An 18,618-nucleotide genomic window follows, 5' to 3' on the forward strand; every position below is an offset into this window, starting at 1 on the left:
ACATTACAACAGCTGCATCCAATCCAAAAAAACCTAAACGTAAAATATAACAGTATCTCAAACCGAATTATTGAAATTGCCAAGGGAAACCCGAAGTAATTTCAGAAGCAATGCGAAAAACAGCCAGAATTTGACGAGTATAAATCACTATAATCACCTGAAATTAGGATTCTAGCTAACCATTCACAGCATACCTAGACAAACGTTACGAAGACAGACACAGAACTTGATTAATCAATTAACTTCAAACCAATTCTTCAGAATTATTACACAAAAATAATGCATCTGTGTATACAGACTCACAGTTGATGCTACGCATTAGTCCCAAAAACCATTTGACTACTTATTTTCAGGTTTTCGTGAAACCGTAACCAAGGAAAGGACGGTGTATTCCCCAAAAGTCTGCACCTGTAATCCGGAAAAATAGTGACAGATAATCAAATTACTCCAAACCCACATTTCTCATAAATCCTGGAGACCGATGGGAGTGGAAGGGAAATCATTCCGTAACTCAACCTTTACCATTCAGTTTTTAATGATAACGACACACACTTGTCCCCAAATCATTGCGATTCTTGCAGTTAGTGCAGACGGAAAAATTGCAGATTTTCGCCATTCTCCCGCACGATTTGGTTCAAAAACAGACAAAGCACACCTGGAAACCCAAATTGCAGCTGCGGATGCAGTCATATTCGGTGCAAATACTCTCCGTGCCTATGGTACAACACTTACCGTCACCCAGCCACAATTACTAGAACAAAGAACTCAACAAGGTCAAACACCTCAGCCAGTTCATATAGTAATTACGCGTAAAGCCAATTTAAATCCGGAAATTCGCTTCTTTCAGCAACCAATTGAACGCTGGTTAATTACAACAGCAAATAATGCTTTATTTTGGCAGCATCGTTCCGAATTTAATCGGATTTTAACTTTTCCCCTCTTGTCCGACGAATTTGATTTAAGCTCGATTATTAACCACCTCGCGAATTTGGGAATTCGACGTTTAGCTGTATTAGGAGGAAGTGAACTAGTTGCATCATTCTTAAACGCGAACCTCATTGATGAAATATATCTAACAATTTGTCCCTTGATTCTCGGAGGAAAAACCGCTCCCTCCCTCGTTTCCGGTCAAGGATTTTTAGAATCGACCGCTCCACAATTAGAATTACTATCCACAAAAGTGGTGGAGAATGAAGTGTTTTTGCATTACCGAGTTCGGAGACCATGAATTTTAGATTTTGGATTACCTGTCTTACTTTTGTGTTCCTTCCCTTGACTATAATGAGGGCTACCGCTTTCGTTCACGAGGCTGAAGCCTCGCAGATTCTGCTCCCACGCTTCCGCATGGGAGCTAGGGGAATGGTAGGCATATTTCCGCCGACTTGTACTAGCTAAAGCTTTCTAACTGGTCGAGACGAAGCCAGATATTTGGGGTGGGTACTTTACCGAACTTGACGAAGGCGTAGTCTCCTTTTATATCCATAATTTCCCCTTGACTCTCGTATATATACGTAGGAAATCGGGTATCACTTGCTTGAGCTTCGAGGCTGTTTTCAAGTTTTTCGCGAATCACGCGCACCATTTCGCCTTTTTTGACTGCCATAGAAGAATCCTTGTAAATGATTGAATTATAGTATATGAGATTTTGCTATCTAGGATTCTAGCGCTTGTAGGGAAATGGATACCCTTGGAATGGAAGGTCGTCTTGCCAATTCAAAATTTAGCATCTCACGTTGTACTCCCCTACAGACGCGATATATCGCGTCTCTCCCTACTCCCCCTATATCAAGCAAGCATGGTCTTAGCTTATCTTTGACACTGTAAGCAAAAATGGCTGGAACGTCCTCCTAGTCGTATGCGTTGAATGGGGGAGTTACAAACACGACAGGGTTGACCGGTGCGATTATACACCCACGCTTGACCACCATAATTACCATTGACACCCTTGACATTTAAAAAATTGCTGAAGGTGGTTCCCCCTGCGGCTATACTTTGGCTTAAAACTTGAATAATTGCTGGTTGGAGTTTTTCCACTTGGGATTGGGACAGATGAACACATAGGGTGTCAGGACGAATTTGGCTCAAAAATAGGGCTTCGTCAGCATAGATGTTTCCCAGTCCAGCGACTACCGATTGATCGAGTAACGCGGTTTTGATCGGACGACGACGGCTTTTCAATTTCTCCCAAAGGTAATCTACCGTAAATTCCTCGGCAAAGGGGTCTACGGCTAATTTCCCTAGACCTGTCATCACTTTTTCTACGGTAGTATCGGGGGGAATATACCACATCTGTCCAAAGGTGCGTTGATCTACAAACCTCAATTCACGGTTATTCTCTAAAAATAAGCGCACACGGGTATGTTTATGTAACGGTTCATCCCGTTCTAACCATAGTAGTTGTCCAGTCATCCGCAGATGTACCCCTAAATAGGGAGGTGAACCCAGGTGATTATTCCCACCCTTTTCCTGACTCTTCCCAATTTCTCCTAATTCCGCCAATAAATACTTACCCCGACGATGCCATCTGATGATTTGATGGTTTACCAATTGACTGAGAAAAACCGTAACTGAAGGATTGGCTATAGTACGCTCTAGCAACACATCCCCACCCACGATTTTTTGATTGAGGGTCAATTGATTAAGTCCGCGACGGACGGTTTCCACTTCCGGCAATTCGGGCATTGGTTACACAATAATATATCTATTGATAGATGCACAAAAGATTGGAGATAGGAGCAAGAAAAAACATCGTTTTCCCTTAGCCCTATCTCCACACTACCGCAAAAGGCGGATTTTTGAGTGTTTAATCGCCTTTGATTCCGGTTGATTGCTTCAGCCTATTTCGCTTTAGCTTTAGGTGCTTCAATCTCGATTAACTCGTCTTGAGCAAAGTTATTGGTGTTGATACCAGAGTAGTTCACTTTATCAAACCGAACAATCACAGGATATTTAATCCCGCTTTGATCGATGGATGCGACTGTTCCCACGTCTTGATACCAGTAGGACTCAGGACGAAGAATACGTACTTTAGAACCACGTTGAACCATGAGTTTCTTCCCTTTTGGTTATAATATTGCCAAAATGTACGGCTGATTTATTTCACTCTAATATCTTCGGAGCTTTCTTTGGTGATTTGTTAAGTTATTTATCTGGAAAGTTGGTAGATGGAGTTGCTATCGTTTGGCAAAATTTCTCACTACATCTCTCAATACGCCTTATCAAACCTAAATTTATCGGTTTCGGACTGCGACAAAATGATGACCATTCAAAAAGACGGGAAACACCCTTTAGCTAAGGATTAGAAGATAGGCGATCGCTCAGACTCGTAAGAAATACAGGTACAAAAAGCATTTATAATTCAGGTCTAAATTGAATAATGCCAATTTATTTTTAACTCACCCCAGGTGCAAAATCTCAATCAAGAATCATCCTAAAGGATGATCGATCGGGGATAGGGTAGCCTTGTAATCTGAACTACAGGCTCGGAATATAAATCATGAACGACTTTCACGCAATTATCGATACATATACCCGTTCGCAAACTCAAGGCGAATCGTGTTTTCTCGCAACAATTGTTAATACTCAAGGTTCGATTTATTACCGACCTGGGGCGAGAATGCTAATAACACAGACCGGAAATGTCGCTGGTGTGATTGGTGGGGGAAATATTGAATCAGAGATTATCCACCATGTCCAGCAATGGAGATTTGGAGATACACCCGTTACCTTCGCCTACGATATGCATACCCTGGATGACATTGCCTGTGGCTTTGGCATTGGCAATGATGGTGTAGTACAGGTGTTGTTAGAACCCCTGAAAGCTGATTCTTGGCTAAATCCAATTACATTTATTGCCGAATGTTGGGGAGCAAAGCAGTGGGGTGTATTAGCAACGGTATTTACGAATAATGGCATTGAATATGTTACCATTGGTTCCCGTTTGACTATCGGTGCGGATGGTAGTGCAACAACCGACATTAAGGATATTGGGTTGGCGGAGAGAATTGAAGCCGATGCGCGTACAGTTCTATCTAGCCGTCAATCAGCCGTTTACCGTTATCAGCTTCGGGAAGGGATGATCGATGTATTTATTGAAGCTATCCATCCCCCCTTAAATTTGGTAATTTTTGGTACAGGGCGGGATGTGGAACCTGTGGCTAAATTTGCCAAGGCTTTGGAATGGGAAGTCACCATTGTTGATAGCCAAAGTCAGGAAACCACACCCCACCGTTTTGCCAAGGTGGATCGGGTGATTTTGACATCCCGGAATCGAATTCGAGAGCAAGTAAACCTAAACGAAAATAGTTTTTGCGTCGTCATGACCCATAATTATCTAGATGACGTAGAAATCCTCAAGTTTTTATTGCCTTCCCACGCACGCTATATTGGCATACTATGCGCCAAACATCGTTGTACCCGAATTATCAACGAAATTTGTGCTAGTGGCATAATTCCCACTCCTAACCAACTAGAGCGCTTACATGCACCGATTGGTTTAGATATTGGTGCAGATAATCCAGACGCGATCGCCCTGGCAATTATTGCCGAAATTCAAGCCGTTAACAGTAAACGTCAGGGAGGAATGTTAACCAACAGCAGCGAAATCACCCATAAACCCTATCCGATCCAAATCTCCAGCAACTCGCAATTTAATAACTTGTTAATGCTGGAAAGATAATTGGATTTTGGATTTTGGATTACCCCTGGGGTCAATTCGCTACGGGTTTAGGGATTTTGGTTTATCTGCGGGTACACACAGCTTTCGCAACCACATTATTTGCGTATATGTTGGGTGTAAGCATTACATATCGACTTACTTCCTTTCAAGTTAGTCTCCCATGTCATTAAGACACAACTAAACAGGAAAATAGCTGATTCCTACTCCCTACTCCCTATTGACAAGCTAGGCTAAGAGATTCACCAATCCCCTACAGACAATTAGGTTAATAATTGGCTATAAAAGGGAACAATAATATACGGAAGGATACTGAAGCTTGATGAAATCTTGAATAATACCGTTAACATTGATTAGATTGATTTAGCAAACTAGTCGAGTGAGTTAATTAGTTCATATCAAGACAATATCTAGAAAAATTCTTACTTTTTGAATCTCTAAAAGCCTATGAAAGCAATTATGGTGGTGGGGACGACATCCCACGCAGGTAAATCCCTAATCACAACAGCTATTTGCAGAATACTATCCCGTCGGGGTTATCGTGTTGCTCCTTTTAAGGGGCAAAATATGGCTTTAAATGCCTATGTCACCCCCAATGGGGGAGAAATTGGCTATGCGCAAGCGGTACAAGCTTGGGCTGCGGGGATTGTTCCCTGGGTGGAGATGAATCCAATCTTACTTAAACCCCAAGGGGATATGACTTCCCAAGTGATAATTAAGGGTCGTCCAGTGGGGAAAGTGAGTGCCCAGGATTACTATGAGCAGTATTTTGAGTTGGGTTGGCGAGCGATTGAAGAATCTTTACAACATTTGCAAACCGAGTTTGATTTACTGATTTGCGAAGGTGCGGGAAGTCCGGCAGAAATTAACCTCAAGCACCGTGATTTAACGAATATGCGGGTGGCAAAGCACCTGAATGCGGCCACAATTTTGGTGGTAGATATTGACCGGGGTGGAGCGTTTGCCCATGTGGTGGGGACTTTGGAATTACTGGAACCGGAAGAACGGGCTTTAATTAAGGGTGTGGTGATTAACAAATTCCGGGGACAGCGTTCTTTGTTGGAACCTGGGATTAAATGGTTAGAGGAGCGGACAGGGATACCGGTTTTGGGTGTGATTCCCTATATGGAGCAGATTTTTCCGGCGGAGGACTCCTTAGATTTACTTGATCGCCAAGCCAATAAGGCTAGTAGCGATATTAATATTGCCGTGATTCGTTTACCACGCATTTCCAATTTTACTGATTTTGACCCCTTAGAATCAGAACTAAGTGTGGGGGTGAAATATCTCAGCCCGAAACAGGATTTAGGACACCCCGATGCCGTAATTATACCAGGAACAAAGGCGACTATTCCCGACCTGTTGATTTTACAAAAAAGCGGTATGGCGGAAGCTATTCAAGAGTATGCCGCCGCTGGGGGAACGGTTCTGGGGATTTGTGGTGGTTTTCAAATGTTGGGACAAATGATTGCTGACCCCGAGGGGGTGGAAGGACAGGCTGGCAGATTTCAAGGGTTAAATTTATTACCAATAAAAACGGTGATTACGGGACAAAAAATTGCCCGTCAACGGCAAGTAACTTCTAATTATCCCCAGATGGGATTACCCGTTACCGGATTTGAAATTCATCAAGGGCGATCGCGCTTTGAACTTCCTGCTAATGATCCACAAGCCTATCAACCCCTATTTGATGATCTAAATTTGGGTCTGGTGGATAGTTGTCAGTCGGTATGGGGTACTTATTTACACGGTATTTTTGATAATGGTCCGTGGCGACGGGCTTGGTTGAACCGTTTACGTCAACAGCGTGGTTTAAAATCTTTACCTACGGGTGTCGCTAATTACCGTGAGCAGCGTGAAAATATGCTTGATTCCCTAGCGACAGAGGTGGAAAAACATCTGGATTTAACGCCATTTTTGTCCTAGGGGAAGAATACAGGAGAGGGGATATATGTGGAGACGTAATATGTATGTAGAGACGTAATATATTACGTCTCTACATACATTCATCTGTACTCCTATTTATCAGCGAGGTTTGGCGATTAATTCAGATGAAATTGTTACAACGGGGTTGGCAAGGTTTCTTAAATTTATTTTTGGACAGGAATTGTCCTAGTTGTGGACGTGCGACATCCACAAGTTTATGTGTGTATTGTACTCGCAGTTTAGCAGCTTGTCGTTTGGAGAATCCGACTATCCGTAGTCAAGCTAACTATCCGGTATTGGTGTGGGGTGGATACCGGGGAACCCTCAAACGAGCGATCGCGACGATGAAATATCATCATCATCCCGAAATCGGTTTACTTTTGGGAAATTGGTTGGGGGAAATCTGGTGGGAATATGGGGATTTATTTCGCAAATCTGGTCATCCTTCTTCCTGGGGTGATTACATTGTGATTCCCATCCCCTTACATGCACACAAACAAAAACAACGGGGATTTAATCAAGCAGAAATCATCGGTAAAGGTTTTTGTCAAATTACCCAAATGAAACTAGTCCCCCAGGGATTAGTTCGGGTACGGGATACCAAAGCTCAACATTTACTGGGGGAACGCGATCGCTTGACTAATCTAACTGCTGCTTTTCAAGTCGGTACGGTTCTCACACGTTATCCTTCCCGACCAATTATCCTGGTGGATGATATTTATACAACGGGTGCAACCGTTTCTGCGGCAATGGAAACCCTGCTTCAACATCGTCACCCGGTGGTGGGTGTGGTTGCAGTTGCAACATCCACTTCAGAATCCTTAACGAAGAATTGATGGGCAAGCCGATGGAGATAAAACTATAATTAAGCCAGCAAACCTGTATTTGTGGGATAATTGTTGGATGAGAATTAGGAATTTGCTGGTGGGATTGAAAAAAATTACATTTATACCCGTAACCTTATTTGTTTTCAATATAGCTTTACCTGTAAGTTGGGCACAAGTAAATAAACTGTATAACCCTTTACCTTTACCCCTCAGCAACGAAGTTGATGATTTTTTGTCTGATAAAGATATCCCCACCGGACAGGGAGGTTTTGCACGGGATTATCTAGTCAAACTCAACAAAGGCGATAATTTAGCGATTGACCTTTCTTCCGATAGCTTTGACACAATTATTACCTTGCTTGGACCTAACGGGACTACGGTGGCTGAAAATGACGATGGTCCGGATGGTACTAGTAATTCCCTGTTGTTTACACGGATTACCGAAACGGGAACCTATGTAGTCCGTGTTCGTTCCTTCGGGGAAACGGGAGTCGGTAAGTTTAAGTTGAGGGTGACAAGGTTACAACCTGTTAAGTAGAAGATAGAATACAGGAGATATTGCTCTGGTCAAGTTAATGTTGTTAATCCACACAACATCAGGGTTTCTGTCCACTCAACTACTGCTCCGTAGGTATCTCCTGTGTGTCCTTGGAGCTTGTAGTTAAACCATGCTCCAGTGATAAATGCGATCGCTATCCCCATTACTAAAGTTGCAAAACTGATCCTATGGCTAGTGGGATTCAGTACGTAATGAATAATACTAATTAAAATTAATACCAAAACTCCTGGCCATAACCACCCAGCGGAATCAATGGCTTGTTTGTGAAAAGCTCCTTTTCCCGCGGGTTTCAGATAGGGATATCGCCAAATCGCCAACACCTGTCCCCACCGACCCCATCCACATACTGCCATCAAAATAAATCCTCTGGATTCCGAAATTTCACTGAGGGAAAAAGTTTTTAACAGAAGGATCGCGATCGCCACCATTGCTCCAAATGCTCCCGTTGCACTATCAGCCATCACTTCTAAACGACGCTCCGGATTTGTCACCGCTAACCCATCGGCTGTATCCATCGCCCCATCTAAGTGTAAACCCCCGGTTATTCCTAGCCAAATCATCACAACTAGGGCATTTCTTGTGAGATTTGATACATTCAGTAGTGCCAGTAAGTTATCCGTAGTAATTAAAATCAAGCCAATCAGTAATCCCACAAAGGGTGCAAACCTGGATACAAATTGAAAATCAAGATGGGGTAAGTATGGTAATGGCAAGGAAGTGTAAAAACAGAGACTAGCATACAAACCCGCAACCAATTTGTACCACCATTGCCAGACAGTTTTCATCCTAATTTCACTTACTAATTATTTACATAGCTTTATTAATATTCAGTTAACTTATCATCATCCGCAGAACTACGGCAATCTTTTTAAAGGTTTAAACAAGATTAATCCTAATTGGCTGCGACGGTAGCGTTTTTTGTTATCCTGATAATAGCATTTACAAAAACCAAGTATAAATCAACACTTTGCAACTCAAAAAACAGGAATCACCCCTTCCATTTGTGTAGGTGTATGAAAAAATTCAAATATTGTCAATTTAAGTCAAAAATTGTTTTTGGGTATTCAAAAAATTATTTATTCGCATCCGTTATTAACTATAATTAATTGGGTGTCTATTCAAGATATGCGAAAAATACTCAAAATGGCTGGTGAAAACCTTCCAGCAGAGCTGAAATCATTTGTATTGATAGGAGAATTTGCCGCTAACTCAAGTTAGCTAAGTGAGCATATACATTTGTATTGATATTTTGAAAGAAAAAGTAATGTATCGGTTTTAATTCCAAATAATCCTCAATTTTTATTGTTTGCAACAAACCTTGAAGTTCTAGATTATGACTCACCATCTACCTGAAACCCACATACCAGCCCCATGTATTATTAATACAGGTGTTGTTGTTAATAAACTGGATATGCGCCGATTGCTATCCGATTTAGGACGTGTGCATTATACCTACACTCGTGATGGAGAACTGCATAGTCAAGGGGAAGGAGATGTATTAGAAGTTTTTTCCAGTCCACAGCGTTCCACACTGGTTGCGAATCAAGCTTTATATTTAAACGTTAATAGTTTTGATTACCTGGAACTCAAACAATCACCGGAAAATGAAACCTATTTTGATTTAATCCAAGAAGGGTGGTGTCTACGTCTTATTCCCCAAACAACACCCATCCAAGAACGATGCGATCGCACCATGACCGTCACCGCAATCGAAGCTATGATGGAGCAGGTTTTATCGGCAAAATGGGATGCGGAATTTGACGATGATACATCCGAACCATTTTAATGTTCCTGGATTTCGCCCAAGGGGGATGATCAACTTAGAATAATGGATTGATTTTCGTAATATTCCCCACTCCCTAATTCCTCAAAGTTTGATAGATTTGAGGGAAATGACGGTTTTGTCTAAACGTAGTAGCTGAATCTGAGTGGATGATTCAAAGCCAACCACACCAGTTAACCTTTGAAGAATTTATCAGTTGGTATCCCAACAATGGTAAATTTTATGAGCTGCATAATGGAGTTATCAGGGAAATGCCTCCCCCATCCGGAGACCATGAAGACGTGGTGGGTTTTTTAGTCCGTAAGTTAGCCGTGGAAATAGAACGGTTAAATTTACCATTTAATCTTCCGAAGACAGGTATTATCAGGACACCGAATGGGGATTCCGGCTATTTACCAGATGTGGTGGTTGTGAATCGAGACAATTTAAAAAATGAACCACTTTGGAAAAAAGAATCCACCCTCACCCAAGCTGCATCCATACCTTTGGTGATTGAGGTGGTATCTACAAATTGGCGAGACGATTACCACAAGAAATTTGCTGATTATGAAGAAATGGGAATAGCTGAATATTGGATTTCTGATTATGCGGCTTTTGGTGCGCGTAAGTTCCTTGGTTATCCAAAACAGCCGACCTTTTTCGTGTGTGAATTGGTAGAAGGTGAATACCGCATGACACCCTTTCAAGGTCAACAACCAATCATATCCCCAACTTTTCCAGAATTACACCTCACCCCCAGCCAAATTTTTGCCGCAGTTGGCTAGAGAATTCTTGACACTCTGCTCCCAAATCACTTTCAAGTCAGGAATGAGCTATTAGTCGGACGTATGAAATCGGATTCTGATAGATGGGATATCAAGTCCTTTGTGCTATCCTACTAACTGCTATACTTTGATATATTTTCTTTTGGTTGGTTAACAGTTGACAGGTAGCTGTTCCTGGATTTCGCGTCAGGGAGGTGATAAACTTAGGGTAATGGGTTGATTTTCGTATTACTCCCAGTTCCCCACTCACTGAAAGTTTTAGGGATTTATGAGAAATCAGGCATTAACCATCTCAAAAAGCTTAATTATTCACCGTGTAAAGTATAATAACTAATCCAAAATCGAAAATTCCCAATTGAGTGACAGCCAACTTTACCTTTCAACCCTTAGCAACTTGTAGTCAAACCAAAGCCCGTGCAGGCATATTTTATACACCCCACGGCGTAGTTGAGACACCCCGGTTCATGCCCGTGGGAACCCTAGCTAATGTAAAAACAATTACACCCGACCAACTGAAACAAACGGGTGCGCAAATGGTACTTTCCAACACTTACCATCTACACCTCCAACCCGGTGAGCGAATTGTGGCTGGGGGAGGAGGTTTACATAAATTTATGGGGTGGGATGGGCCAATGTTAACTGACTCCGGAGGGTTTCAGGTATTTAGTTTGAGTGAAATGCGGAAAATTACAGAAGAAGGAGTAACATTTCGCTCACCCCACGATGGTCAAATCATCAACCTTACCCCAGAAAAATCGATTGAAATTCAAAATACCCTGGGGGCAGACGTGATTATGGCATTTGATGAATGTCCGCCCTATCCCGCTACTCGCAGTGAAGTGGAAGCCGCTACAGCCCGTACCTATCGCTGGTTAGAAAGGTGTATAAATTTTCACCAGCGTCCTGACCAAGCTTTATTTGGAATTGTCCAGGGAGGGGTGCATTTAGATTTACGCGCAAAAGCCGCAGAAGAGTTGAAGAAACTAGATTTACCAGGGTATGCGATTGGTGGGGTCAGCGTGGGGGAACCACCGGAACTCATTGCGCAGATAGTCAAAGCAACAGCACCCCTATTACCCTACAATAAACCCCGTTATTTGATGGGGGTAGGAACCTACAGGGAGATGGCGATCGCGATCGCAGCTGGAGTAGACCTATTCGATTGCGTAATTCCCACAAGATGGGCACGTCACGGGACGGCAATGGTACAGGGGGAACGATGGAACCTGAAAAATGCCAAGTTTCGGGATGATTTTCAACCCCTAGATGAAACCTGTCCCTGCTATACCTGTCAAAACTTTAGTCGCGCTTACCTATCCCATCTAGTGCGATCGCAGGAAATTTTGGCTTACACACTGCTAACAATTCATAATATCACCGAACTAGTCCGCTTTACGCAAAAAATCCGTCAAGCCATCATCAATGATACTTTTGCATCCGAATTTGCTAGTTGGCTGGATTGGTCAACAGCAGATCAAGTAGTTATGTGATTTTTAGCTTATTACCCTATCCCCTGTTTTCAAGCTAAACTGGATATTCGTGGGTGAAAACAAAGGTTAAGCGACAAATGGGTGTTGAGTCAACTGCTGCATCGGAATCAGAAAAAGAGGTAAATACAGCCACCAATGGCAAAATTCAGCGTCGTTCCCAGAACGACCATGCATTAGCCAAAACCAAGGAAACGGTGAATGCTATCGATACATTACCTCGTTCCTGGACGATTGAAAAAAGCGAGGAACTGTATCGAATAGATGGATGGGGACATCCCTATTTCTCGATTAATGCTGCGGGTCATGTGACGGTTTCCCCCAAAGGCGATCGCGGTGGTTCTTTGGATTTGTTTGAGTTGGTTAATGCTTTAAAGTTGAGAAATTTGGGTTTACCGTTGTTAATTCGGTTCTCAGATATCCTCGAAGACCGCATTGAACGTTTGAATGCCTGTTTTGCCAAAGCGATCGCTCGTTATAATTACCCTGGGGAGTATCGGGGTGTATTTCCGGTAAAATGCAATCAACAACGCCATTTAATTGAGGATTTGGTTAAGTTTGGGAAACCTCACCAATTTGGGTTGGAAGCTGGTTCTAAACCGGAATTAATGATTGCTTTGGCTTTACTAAATACTCCAGGTGCTTTACTCATATGTAATGGCTATAAAGACCGTGAGTATATCGAAACAGCTATGCTTGCGTCCAAGTTGGGACAAACACCCATCATCGTCCTGGAGCAAATTGAAGAACTGGAATTGGCAATTTCCCTGAGTCAGCAATTGGGAATCAAACCAGTCCTCGGTGTCCGCGCAAAACTCAGTACCCAAGGAGTGGGACGCTGGGGAACTTCAACCGGCGATCGCGCCAAGTTTGGCTTAACAATTCCGGAAATTATCACTGTTGTCGATCGGTTACGCCAAGCGAATTTACTCGATTCGTTACAATTATTACACTTCCACATTGGCTCACAAATTTCTGCCATCAGCGTCATTAAGGAGGCAATTCGGGAAGCCAGTCGGATTTACGTCGAGTTAGCCCTATTAGGTGCCAACATGAAATACCTAGATGTGGGAGGTGGTCTAGGTGTCGATTATGACGGTTCCCAAACCAACTTCTACGCATCCAAAAATTACAACATGCAAAACTACGCCAATGATATTGTGGCGGAATTGCGAGACACCTGCACCGAACGCAATATTCCCGTACCCACCCTCATTAGTGAAAGTGGACGAGCGATCGCTTCCCACCAATCCGTACTGATTTTTGACGTTCTCAGTACCAGTGAAATTCCCTTTGAGTCTCCGGAAGCTCCCGTCGAAAGTGATACCCAGGTGATCCATTACCTCTGGGAAACCTACCAATCAATCAATCGCGAAAACTTCCAAGAACTCTACCACGATGCAACCCAATTCAAAGAGGAAGCCATTAGCAGGTTTAATTTAGGTATCCTCAGCATCACCGAACGGGCAAAAGCCGAACGCTTGTACTGGGCTTGTTGTCATAAAATCCTCAATTTGATACCCCAAATCGACTACGTACCGGATGACCTCGAAGACCTGGAAAAAATCATGGCTTCGATTTATTACATCAACCTCTCCGTATTCCAATCGGCCCCCGATTGTTGGGCAATTGATCAATTATTCCCGATTATGCCCATCCATCGTTTGAGCGAAGAACCAACCCAACGCGGTATCCTCGCCGATTTAACCTGCGATAGCGATGGCAAAATTGACCGGTTTATTGACCTGCGGGATGTTAAATCCGTACTTGAACTTCACAAACTTAAACCCGGTGAACCCTACTACCTGGGTATGTTTCTTAACGGAGCTTACCAGGAAATTATGGGTAATCTCCACAACCTTTTTGGTGACACCAATGCTGTCCATATCCAATTAACACCCAAAGGGTATCAAATAGAACATGTGGTTAAGGGTGACACCATGCAAGAAGTAGTAAGTTATGTGCAATACGATGCCGAGGATATGGTGGAAAATATTCGTCAGCGTTGCGAACAAGCTTTAGAAGAGAAAAAAATCAGCCTCGCAGAATCCCAGCGATTACTACAAACCTACGAACAAAGTTTAAGTAGATACACCTATCTAAATAATCCTTCCAGTCCCTCTTAGAGGGAGTGGGGAGAGACGCGACATGTCGCGTCTGTAGAGGAAGCGGGGGGAGCAGGGGATGTCAATCCTAAATCACCCCAGCTTGAAACACCCGACCAATCACCTCCTCAACAGGAGGTTCAGTCACAGTTAAATCCACCACATCAAAATCATCGAGAATCCGGGAAACTGTACGCGTTAACATATCCTGCTCCACAATCAAACTGACCGAACGTCCCTCAATATGTTTCACATCCCCATACAATTCAATTTTCTCTGGATGGGGGGGATGGGATAGTTCCAGGTGAATTTCCCGGTAGGGTGCAAACCTTTCCAGTAAACCATCGAGACGACCATCATACATAAGTTTACCCTGGTGAATCATCAACACGCGATCGCACAATGCGGTAATATCAGCCATGTAATGGCTTGTTAATAGCACGGTGGCTCGGTATCGTTGGTTATATTGCCGCAAAAAATCCCGTACCCCCACTTGAGCATTCACATCCAACCCTAAAGTTGGTTCATCCAAAAATAATACCTGGGGACGATGTAACAGCGCTGCTAACAATTCCGCTTTCATCCTTTCCCCCAGGGAAAGTTTTCGCACCGGTTGGGTCAGTTTCCCATCCAGAGATAACATTTCCGTCAGTTCCCCGACCCGAATCCAAAATTCATGGTCAGAGATATCATAAACTGCGGCATTAATTTTTAAAGAATCAAGTGCAGGTAAATCCCATAATAATTGCTGCTTTTGTCCCATCACGAGGGTAATTTTTTGCAAAAATTCTGCTTGACGACGAAAGGGTACATGTCCAGCAACCCGTACATTCCCGCTTGAAGGATGAATTAAACCCGATAACATTTTTAATGTGGTGGTTTTTCCTGCTCCATTTGGACCTAAAAACCCGACCACTTCCCCAGGAGTAATCTCAAAGGAAACATCTTGAACTGCAACTATTCTCCGATAGGTTCTTCGGAAAAAGTGTGACATCGTTCCCTTGATACCTGGTTCTTTAACAGCAACTGGATAAAATTTGCTCAGATTTTGAGCAATGATGATGGACATACACTCAACCTGCGGTAATGCACTGGAAATATCAAATCGTGCTACATCTAAATCCTATTGCCAAATCCTAATCTATTTTTACTAATTTGAAAATACAGGAAATAGGAGATAGGAAATTATCTATTACTTACTCCCACCGTATCCCCTGCTCCCCCTGCTTTCTGTAGAGACGACCCGACGGGTTGTCTCTATTCCATACCCCCTGACCACAACAACAATTTTCACTACCCACCCACTTATGAATGTTTTTATAGATTTAGAAAACAGTTGGTACGAATTTTTGCGAAATGTAAATACTGAGGATGTTCATTACCATCCAGCAGTAGAAATTTACAAAATAATTGCTCGTGCTTACGGTAATTCAAGTCGCTTTTACCATAACTTGACCCATATTAAGGATGTTTTGCAATCAATCCAACTTCTCCATAAATACGGACAGGATTTAACCTCACTGAAGTTTGCTGCCTGGTTTCATGATATAGTTTACAATCCTAAATGGAACAATAATGAAGCTAAAAGTGCTAAATTTGCCAGGGTTTGTTTACAAAAGTTATCCGTTGATGAAAGTATCATCCATCGTGTGAGTGAGTTGATTTTATTAACCCAGCATCATCGGGTTGATAGCAATGATATTGATGGGCAAATATTATTAGATGCGGATTTAGCGATTTTGGGTAGTGATTGGTCAAAATATCGGCTGTATGCTCAAAATATTCGCCGGGAATATAGTTGGGTAAGTGATGATAATTATATCCTTGCTAGAAAAGCGATTTTAGCAAAATTTTTGGCACGTCCACAAATTTATTTTTTCCTAGAAGAATTGGAAGTAACTGCACGTCAGAATATGCTTTATGAGTATCATAATATCAATAAAAAAGCCCAGTTGAGTTAACAACTAGGCTGTAATATCACTCTGTCACACTAATTACGGTTCGCCAAAACCTTTGTCATCCTATCAAACTTTAATTTTCACCTAAGCTGACTTTGACAACTTTATTTTTTTCCTCTTCAGCTTTAGGTAAGGTCAAATTCAAAATACCGTTTTTATATTCAGCAGTCACATTGGTATTTTGAACCTTAGTTTTCAGGGGAATTACCCGTTGATATTTACCATAGTAAAACTCGGAGTGAGTACCTTCTTGATGCTCAGTTTTACGTTCAGCAACTACTTTAACTGCATCCTTGGTAACTTCGATATCAACATCTTTCGCTTCCATTCCCGGTAGTTCTAATTTCAGGTGTAAAGCATCTTCTGTTTCCGTCAATTCAGCTGCGGGAACTCGAAAAGATGGTGTTTGTAAATCTTCAAATAACCGGTCAATTTGACGTTGAATAGCGTTCATTTCTGCCCAAGGGTTGTAACGTACAATAGCCATAATTTTTAACTCCTCGTTTTACCTGTTTGCTTGAGATTTAATTTGTTTCTTTGATTCCTATATTAGTGATGATTCAAAGGTGTGTAAATTCGGCTTTTATCACCTATTAATTGATGAATACCGACCAATTAATCAGGGGAATTAGTCGGTTCGGTAAACTGGAAAAACTTGGGTACGGTTAACTTGATTTTGGATTATGGATTATGGATTTTGGATTATCCTTTGGTCGATCCGCTACAGGTCTATTAGATGAATCTCAGCAACTCGTTAACATTGAAGATTATGAGATTGCTTCATCGTTCCTCTTCGCTTCGGACAACTTGGTTATGTGCAACTTTATATTAAAACGGTATAAGGTTAAAATTTGAATATCAAAAATAGGGGTAAACATTTGTTCACCCCTACTGGCAATAATTAATCTACCCAATCTACCGATTCAAAACCTTTTGACAGACGTAACATGTTACGTCTCTATCTTCATTCTTCATCGATAAAATCATCCATATCCTCATCCTCCTCTTCATCCTCCATACTTCGATTAACCGAATTCGCGGACACAACCGCACCTAAATCCAGTTTTTCCCGTACCTTGACTTTGATTTCTTCAATCAACTCTGGACGTTCTTCCAAATACTTAATCGCATTATCCCGTCCTTGGGAAATATTCTCACCGTTGTAACTATACCAAGCACCCTTACGGGTCAAAATATTCGTCTCTTCCGCCAAGTCAACGATACATCCCAGGGTAGAAATACCCTTACCAAAAATCACGTCAAACTCTGCAATCCGAAAGGGTGGTGCTACTTTGTTTTTTGCCACCTTCACCTTCACGCGAATTCCAAATTCCTCGGTTCCCTTTTTCAATGTTTGAATGCGTCGAATATCCAAACGCACCGAAGCATAATACTTTAACGCTTGTCCACCAGTGGTGGTCTCCGGATTACCATAACTAACACCTATTTTTTGCCGCAACTGGTTAATAAACAACACAGTGCAACCAGATTTACCAATGTTACCAGTAATTTTACGTAGCGCCTGACTCATCAAACGAGCCTGCAAACCCACGTGGGAATCACCCATTTCCCCTTCAATCTCTGCACGGGGTACAAGGGCAGCCACGGAGTCAATCACTACCAAATCCACCGCCGCTGACCGAACTAATTGGTCAACGATTTCTAAAGCCGCTTCTCCCGTATCTGGTTGGGATACCAGCAAATTATCTGTATCCACACCGATGGCAGCCGCATAGGTGGGGTCTAGAGCGTGTTCCGCATCAACAAACGCAGCAATTCCACCATTTCTTTGAACTTCCGCGATCGCATGGAGAGCCACCGTTGTTTTGGCCGAACTTTCCGGCCCATAAATCTCCACAACCCGACCCTTGGGAATTCCTCCACCCAAAGCTAAATCTAATGTTAACGCACCACTGGATATTGTTTCCACCTTCATCCGGGTAGCATCACCTAACCGCATGATTGTACCCTTACCAAAGGTCTTCTCGATTTGGTTGAGTACCATGTTCAGCGCTTTTTGCCTTCCTGCGTTATCTGTGGTATTTACAGCCATTCTCGCCTCGAAAATATATAAAGTTCAGGAGCTATATGCTAGTTCTTATAGAACGAATATACTATTTTAACCGCAAAATGCTCGATTAATATGACTTAATTTGAAAAATTTGACAACATCCTAGCGCGATCGCAACTAAATAGGTGTAGTTCATGGAAACTATGATAGTCTGTAATCACGGTGGCAGAAAAATTTTACACTCAAAACTTTTTACTCCCATCATAGTCTGTAATCGCTCAGAAAATTTGAGATTTTGGATTTTAGATTTGGGAAGAGGAAAGTCGCTTGCTTGTAAATAGGGAGTGCAGACGACCCGTCGGGTCGTCTGTACTCCTGAGACGCGATATATCGCCTCTGTACGAATGATTAGTTACATTGTGGTTTTATGTTTAATTGCACCTACCTACTTAACATAGGGAGTAGGAATGAGTTATTTAGGCGTTTCTCTACGCAACAAGCTCAAGCTACTAGCCCAATCTCA

Annotated in this window: 17 protein-coding genes; 10 read left to right on the plus strand and 7 right to left on the minus strand. The window is 42.3% G+C overall.

All coding sequences use genetic code 11. From position 1 onward, the window contains the following. The first annotated feature begins 535 nt into the window (after positions 1–535). Positions 536–1,228 carry a RibD family protein gene (locus CDC37_RS18835; RefSeq protein WP_096626402.1) on the plus strand — a complete coding sequence of 231 codons (693 nt, stop codon included), beginning with the start codon at positions 536–538 and terminating at the stop codon, positions 1,226–1,228. 159 nt (positions 1,229–1,387) lie between these two features. Here the strand turns inward: CDC37_RS18835 and CDC37_RS18840 are convergent, their stop codons facing one another. The 3 genes from CDC37_RS18840 to CDC37_RS18850 all read right to left on the minus strand — a co-directional run bounded on the left by CDC37_RS18840 (position 1,388) and on the right by CDC37_RS18850 (position 3,047). Continuing rightward, on the minus strand, positions 1,388–1,603 hold the full coding sequence (locus CDC37_RS18840; protein WP_096624065.1) for an NAD(P)H-quinone oxidoreductase subunit O: 216 nt from the start codon (positions 1,601–1,603) through the stop codon (positions 1,388–1,390). Positions 1,604–1,806: 203 nt separating this feature from the next. Then, complete coding sequence (locus CDC37_RS18845; RefSeq protein WP_096624067.1) at positions 1,807–2,682, minus strand: DNA-formamidopyrimidine glycosylase; 876 nt, start codon at positions 2,680–2,682, stop codon at positions 1,807–1,809. Positions 2,683–2,837: 155 nt separating this feature from the next. Then, positions 2,838–3,047, minus strand: a complete 210-nt coding sequence (locus tag CDC37_RS18850; protein WP_096624069.1) for a photosystem I reaction center subunit IV — start codon at positions 3,045–3,047, stop codon at positions 2,838–2,840. A gap of 449 nt (positions 3,048–3,496) precedes the next feature. Between CDC37_RS18850 and CDC37_RS18855 the strand changes: the two genes are divergently transcribed. From CDC37_RS18855 to CDC37_RS18870, 4 genes are all read left to right on the plus strand, one after another. Next, a complete protein-coding gene (locus CDC37_RS18855; protein ID WP_096624071.1) occupies positions 3,497–4,678 on the plus strand; it encodes an XdhC family protein in 1,182 nt (393 codons plus the stop codon). A gap of 444 nt (positions 4,679–5,122) precedes the next feature. Next, the gene (gene cobQ, locus CDC37_RS18860) at positions 5,123–6,601 is read left to right on the plus strand and encodes a cobyric acid synthase CobQ (protein ID WP_096624073.1); all 1,479 of its coding nucleotides are present in this window, start codon (positions 5,123–5,125) and stop codon (positions 6,599–6,601) included. 125 nt (positions 6,602–6,726) lie between these two features. Continuing rightward, positions 6,727–7,437 (plus strand): ComF family protein, encoded by a 711-nt coding sequence (locus CDC37_RS18865; RefSeq protein WP_096624075.1) that lies wholly within the window; start codon positions 6,727–6,729, stop codon positions 7,435–7,437. A 67-nt stretch (positions 7,438–7,504) separates the two neighbouring features. Beyond that, entirely contained in the window at positions 7,505–7,966 is a 462-nt protein-coding gene (locus CDC37_RS18870; RefSeq protein WP_096624077.1) for a PPC domain-containing protein, read from the plus strand. Between the two features lie 29 nt (positions 7,967–7,995). On the opposite strand, the gene cobS is transcribed toward CDC37_RS18870, so the two are convergent. Beyond that, entirely contained in the window at positions 7,996–8,772 is a 777-nt protein-coding gene (gene cobS / locus CDC37_RS18875; protein ID WP_096624079.1) for an adenosylcobinamide-GDP ribazoletransferase, read from the minus strand. A 548-nt stretch (positions 8,773–9,320) separates the two neighbouring features. Between cobS and CDC37_RS18880 the strand changes: the two genes are divergently transcribed. The 4 genes from CDC37_RS18880 (at position 9,321) to speA (ending at position 14,147) form a co-directional block, all read left to right on the plus strand. Then, the gene (locus CDC37_RS18880) at positions 9,321–9,773 is read left to right on the plus strand and encodes a hypothetical protein (protein ID WP_096624081.1); all 453 of its coding nucleotides are present in this window, start codon (positions 9,321–9,323) and stop codon (positions 9,771–9,773) included. A 146-nt stretch (positions 9,774–9,919) separates the two neighbouring features. Next, positions 9,920–10,534, plus strand: a complete 615-nt coding sequence (locus CDC37_RS18885; RefSeq protein ID WP_096624083.1) for a Uma2 family endonuclease — start codon at positions 9,920–9,922, stop codon at positions 10,532–10,534. Positions 10,535–10,893: 359 nt separating this feature from the next. Further along, complete coding sequence (gene tgt, locus CDC37_RS18890; protein WP_096624085.1) at positions 10,894–12,024, plus strand: tRNA guanosine(34) transglycosylase Tgt; 1,131 nt, start codon at positions 10,894–10,896, stop codon at positions 12,022–12,024. 77 nt (positions 12,025–12,101) lie between these two features. After that, positions 12,102–14,147 carry a biosynthetic arginine decarboxylase gene (gene speA, locus CDC37_RS18895; protein ID WP_096624087.1) on the plus strand — a complete coding sequence of 682 codons (2,046 nt, stop codon included), beginning with the start codon at positions 12,102–12,104 and terminating at the stop codon, positions 14,145–14,147. Positions 14,148–14,214: 67 nt separating this feature from the next. On the opposite strand, the gene CDC37_RS18900 is transcribed toward speA, so the two are convergent. Continuing rightward, positions 14,215–15,195, minus strand: coding sequence for an ABC transporter ATP-binding protein (locus tag CDC37_RS18900; RefSeq protein ID WP_096624089.1), 981 nt, complete (start codon positions 15,193–15,195; stop codon positions 14,215–14,217). Positions 15,196–15,433: 238 nt separating this feature from the next. On the opposite strand from CDC37_RS18900, the gene CDC37_RS18905 reads away from it, so the two are divergent. Next, positions 15,434–16,087 carry an HD domain-containing protein gene (locus tag CDC37_RS18905; RefSeq protein ID WP_096624091.1) on the plus strand — a complete coding sequence of 218 codons (654 nt, stop codon included), beginning with the start codon at positions 15,434–15,436 and terminating at the stop codon, positions 16,085–16,087. A 70-nt stretch (positions 16,088–16,157) separates the two neighbouring features. Here CDC37_RS18905 and CDC37_RS18910 read toward each other — a convergent pair whose 3' ends face one another. Further along, the gene (locus CDC37_RS18910; RefSeq protein ID WP_096624093.1) at positions 16,158–16,571 is read right to left on the minus strand and encodes an Hsp20/alpha crystallin family protein; all 414 of its coding nucleotides are present in this window, start codon (positions 16,569–16,571) and stop codon (positions 16,158–16,160) included. Between the two features lie 477 nt (positions 16,572–17,048). Further along, complete coding sequence (gene recA, locus CDC37_RS18915) at positions 17,049–18,137, minus strand: recombinase RecA (RefSeq protein WP_096624095.1); 1,089 nt, start codon at positions 18,135–18,137, stop codon at positions 17,049–17,051. Positions 18,138–18,618: the final 481 nt, after the last annotated feature.

Source organism: Calothrix sp. NIES-3974 (assembly GCF_002368395.1).
In the GTDB taxonomy this organism is placed as follows: Bacteria; Cyanobacteriota; Cyanobacteriia; order Cyanobacteriales; family Nostocaceae; genus NIES-3974.

Excerpts from the sequence above, each read along its gene's own strand:
- CDC37_RS18845 (WP_096624067.1), bottom strand. The coding sequence starts at position 2,682 with ATGCCCGAATTGCCGGAAGTGGAAACCGTCCGTCGCGGACTTAATCAA.
- CDC37_RS18905 (WP_096624091.1), top strand. The coding sequence starts at position 15,434 with ATGAATGTTTTTATAGATTTAGAAAACAGTTGGTACGAATTTTTGCGA.
- CDC37_RS18880 (WP_096624081.1), top strand. The coding sequence starts at position 9,321 with ATGACTCACCATCTACCTGAAACCCACATACCAGCCCCATGTATTATT.
- speA (WP_096624087.1), top strand. The coding sequence starts at position 12,102 with ATGGGTGTTGAGTCAACTGCTGCATCGGAATCAGAAAAAGAGGTAAAT.
- cobS (WP_096624079.1), bottom strand. The coding sequence starts at position 8,772 with ATGAAAACTGTCTGGCAATGGTGGTACAAATTGGTTGCGGGTTTGTAT.
- recA (WP_096624095.1), bottom strand. The coding sequence starts at position 18,137 with ATGGCTGTAAATACCACAGATAACGCAGGAAGGCAAAAAGCGCTGAAC.
- CDC37_RS18850 (WP_096624069.1), bottom strand. The coding sequence starts at position 3,047 with ATGGTTCAACGTGGTTCTAAAGTACGTATTCTTCGTCCTGAGTCCTAC.
- CDC37_RS18870 (WP_096624077.1), top strand. The coding sequence starts at position 7,505 with ATGAGAATTAGGAATTTGCTGGTGGGATTGAAAAAAATTACATTTATA.
- cobQ (WP_096624073.1), top strand. The coding sequence starts at position 5,123 with ATGAAAGCAATTATGGTGGTGGGGACGACATCCCACGCAGGTAAATCC.
- CDC37_RS18835 (WP_096626402.1), top strand. The coding sequence starts at position 536 with ATGATAACGACACACACTTGTCCCCAAATCATTGCGATTCTTGCAGTT.
- CDC37_RS18910 (WP_096624093.1), bottom strand. The coding sequence starts at position 16,571 with ATGGCTATTGTACGTTACAACCCTTGGGCAGAAATGAACGCTATTCAA.
- CDC37_RS18855 (WP_096624071.1), top strand. The coding sequence starts at position 3,497 with ATGAACGACTTTCACGCAATTATCGATACATATACCCGTTCGCAAACT.
- CDC37_RS18865 (WP_096624075.1), top strand. The coding sequence starts at position 6,727 with ATGAAATTGTTACAACGGGGTTGGCAAGGTTTCTTAAATTTATTTTTG.
- CDC37_RS18900 (WP_096624089.1), bottom strand. The coding sequence starts at position 15,195 with ATGTCCATCATCATTGCTCAAAATCTGAGCAAATTTTATCCAGTTGCT.
- CDC37_RS18840 (WP_096624065.1), bottom strand. The coding sequence starts at position 1,603 with ATGGCAGTCAAAAAAGGCGAAATGGTGCGCGTGATTCGCGAAAAACTT.
- CDC37_RS18885 (WP_096624083.1), top strand. The coding sequence starts at position 9,920 with ATGATTCAAAGCCAACCACACCAGTTAACCTTTGAAGAATTTATCAGT.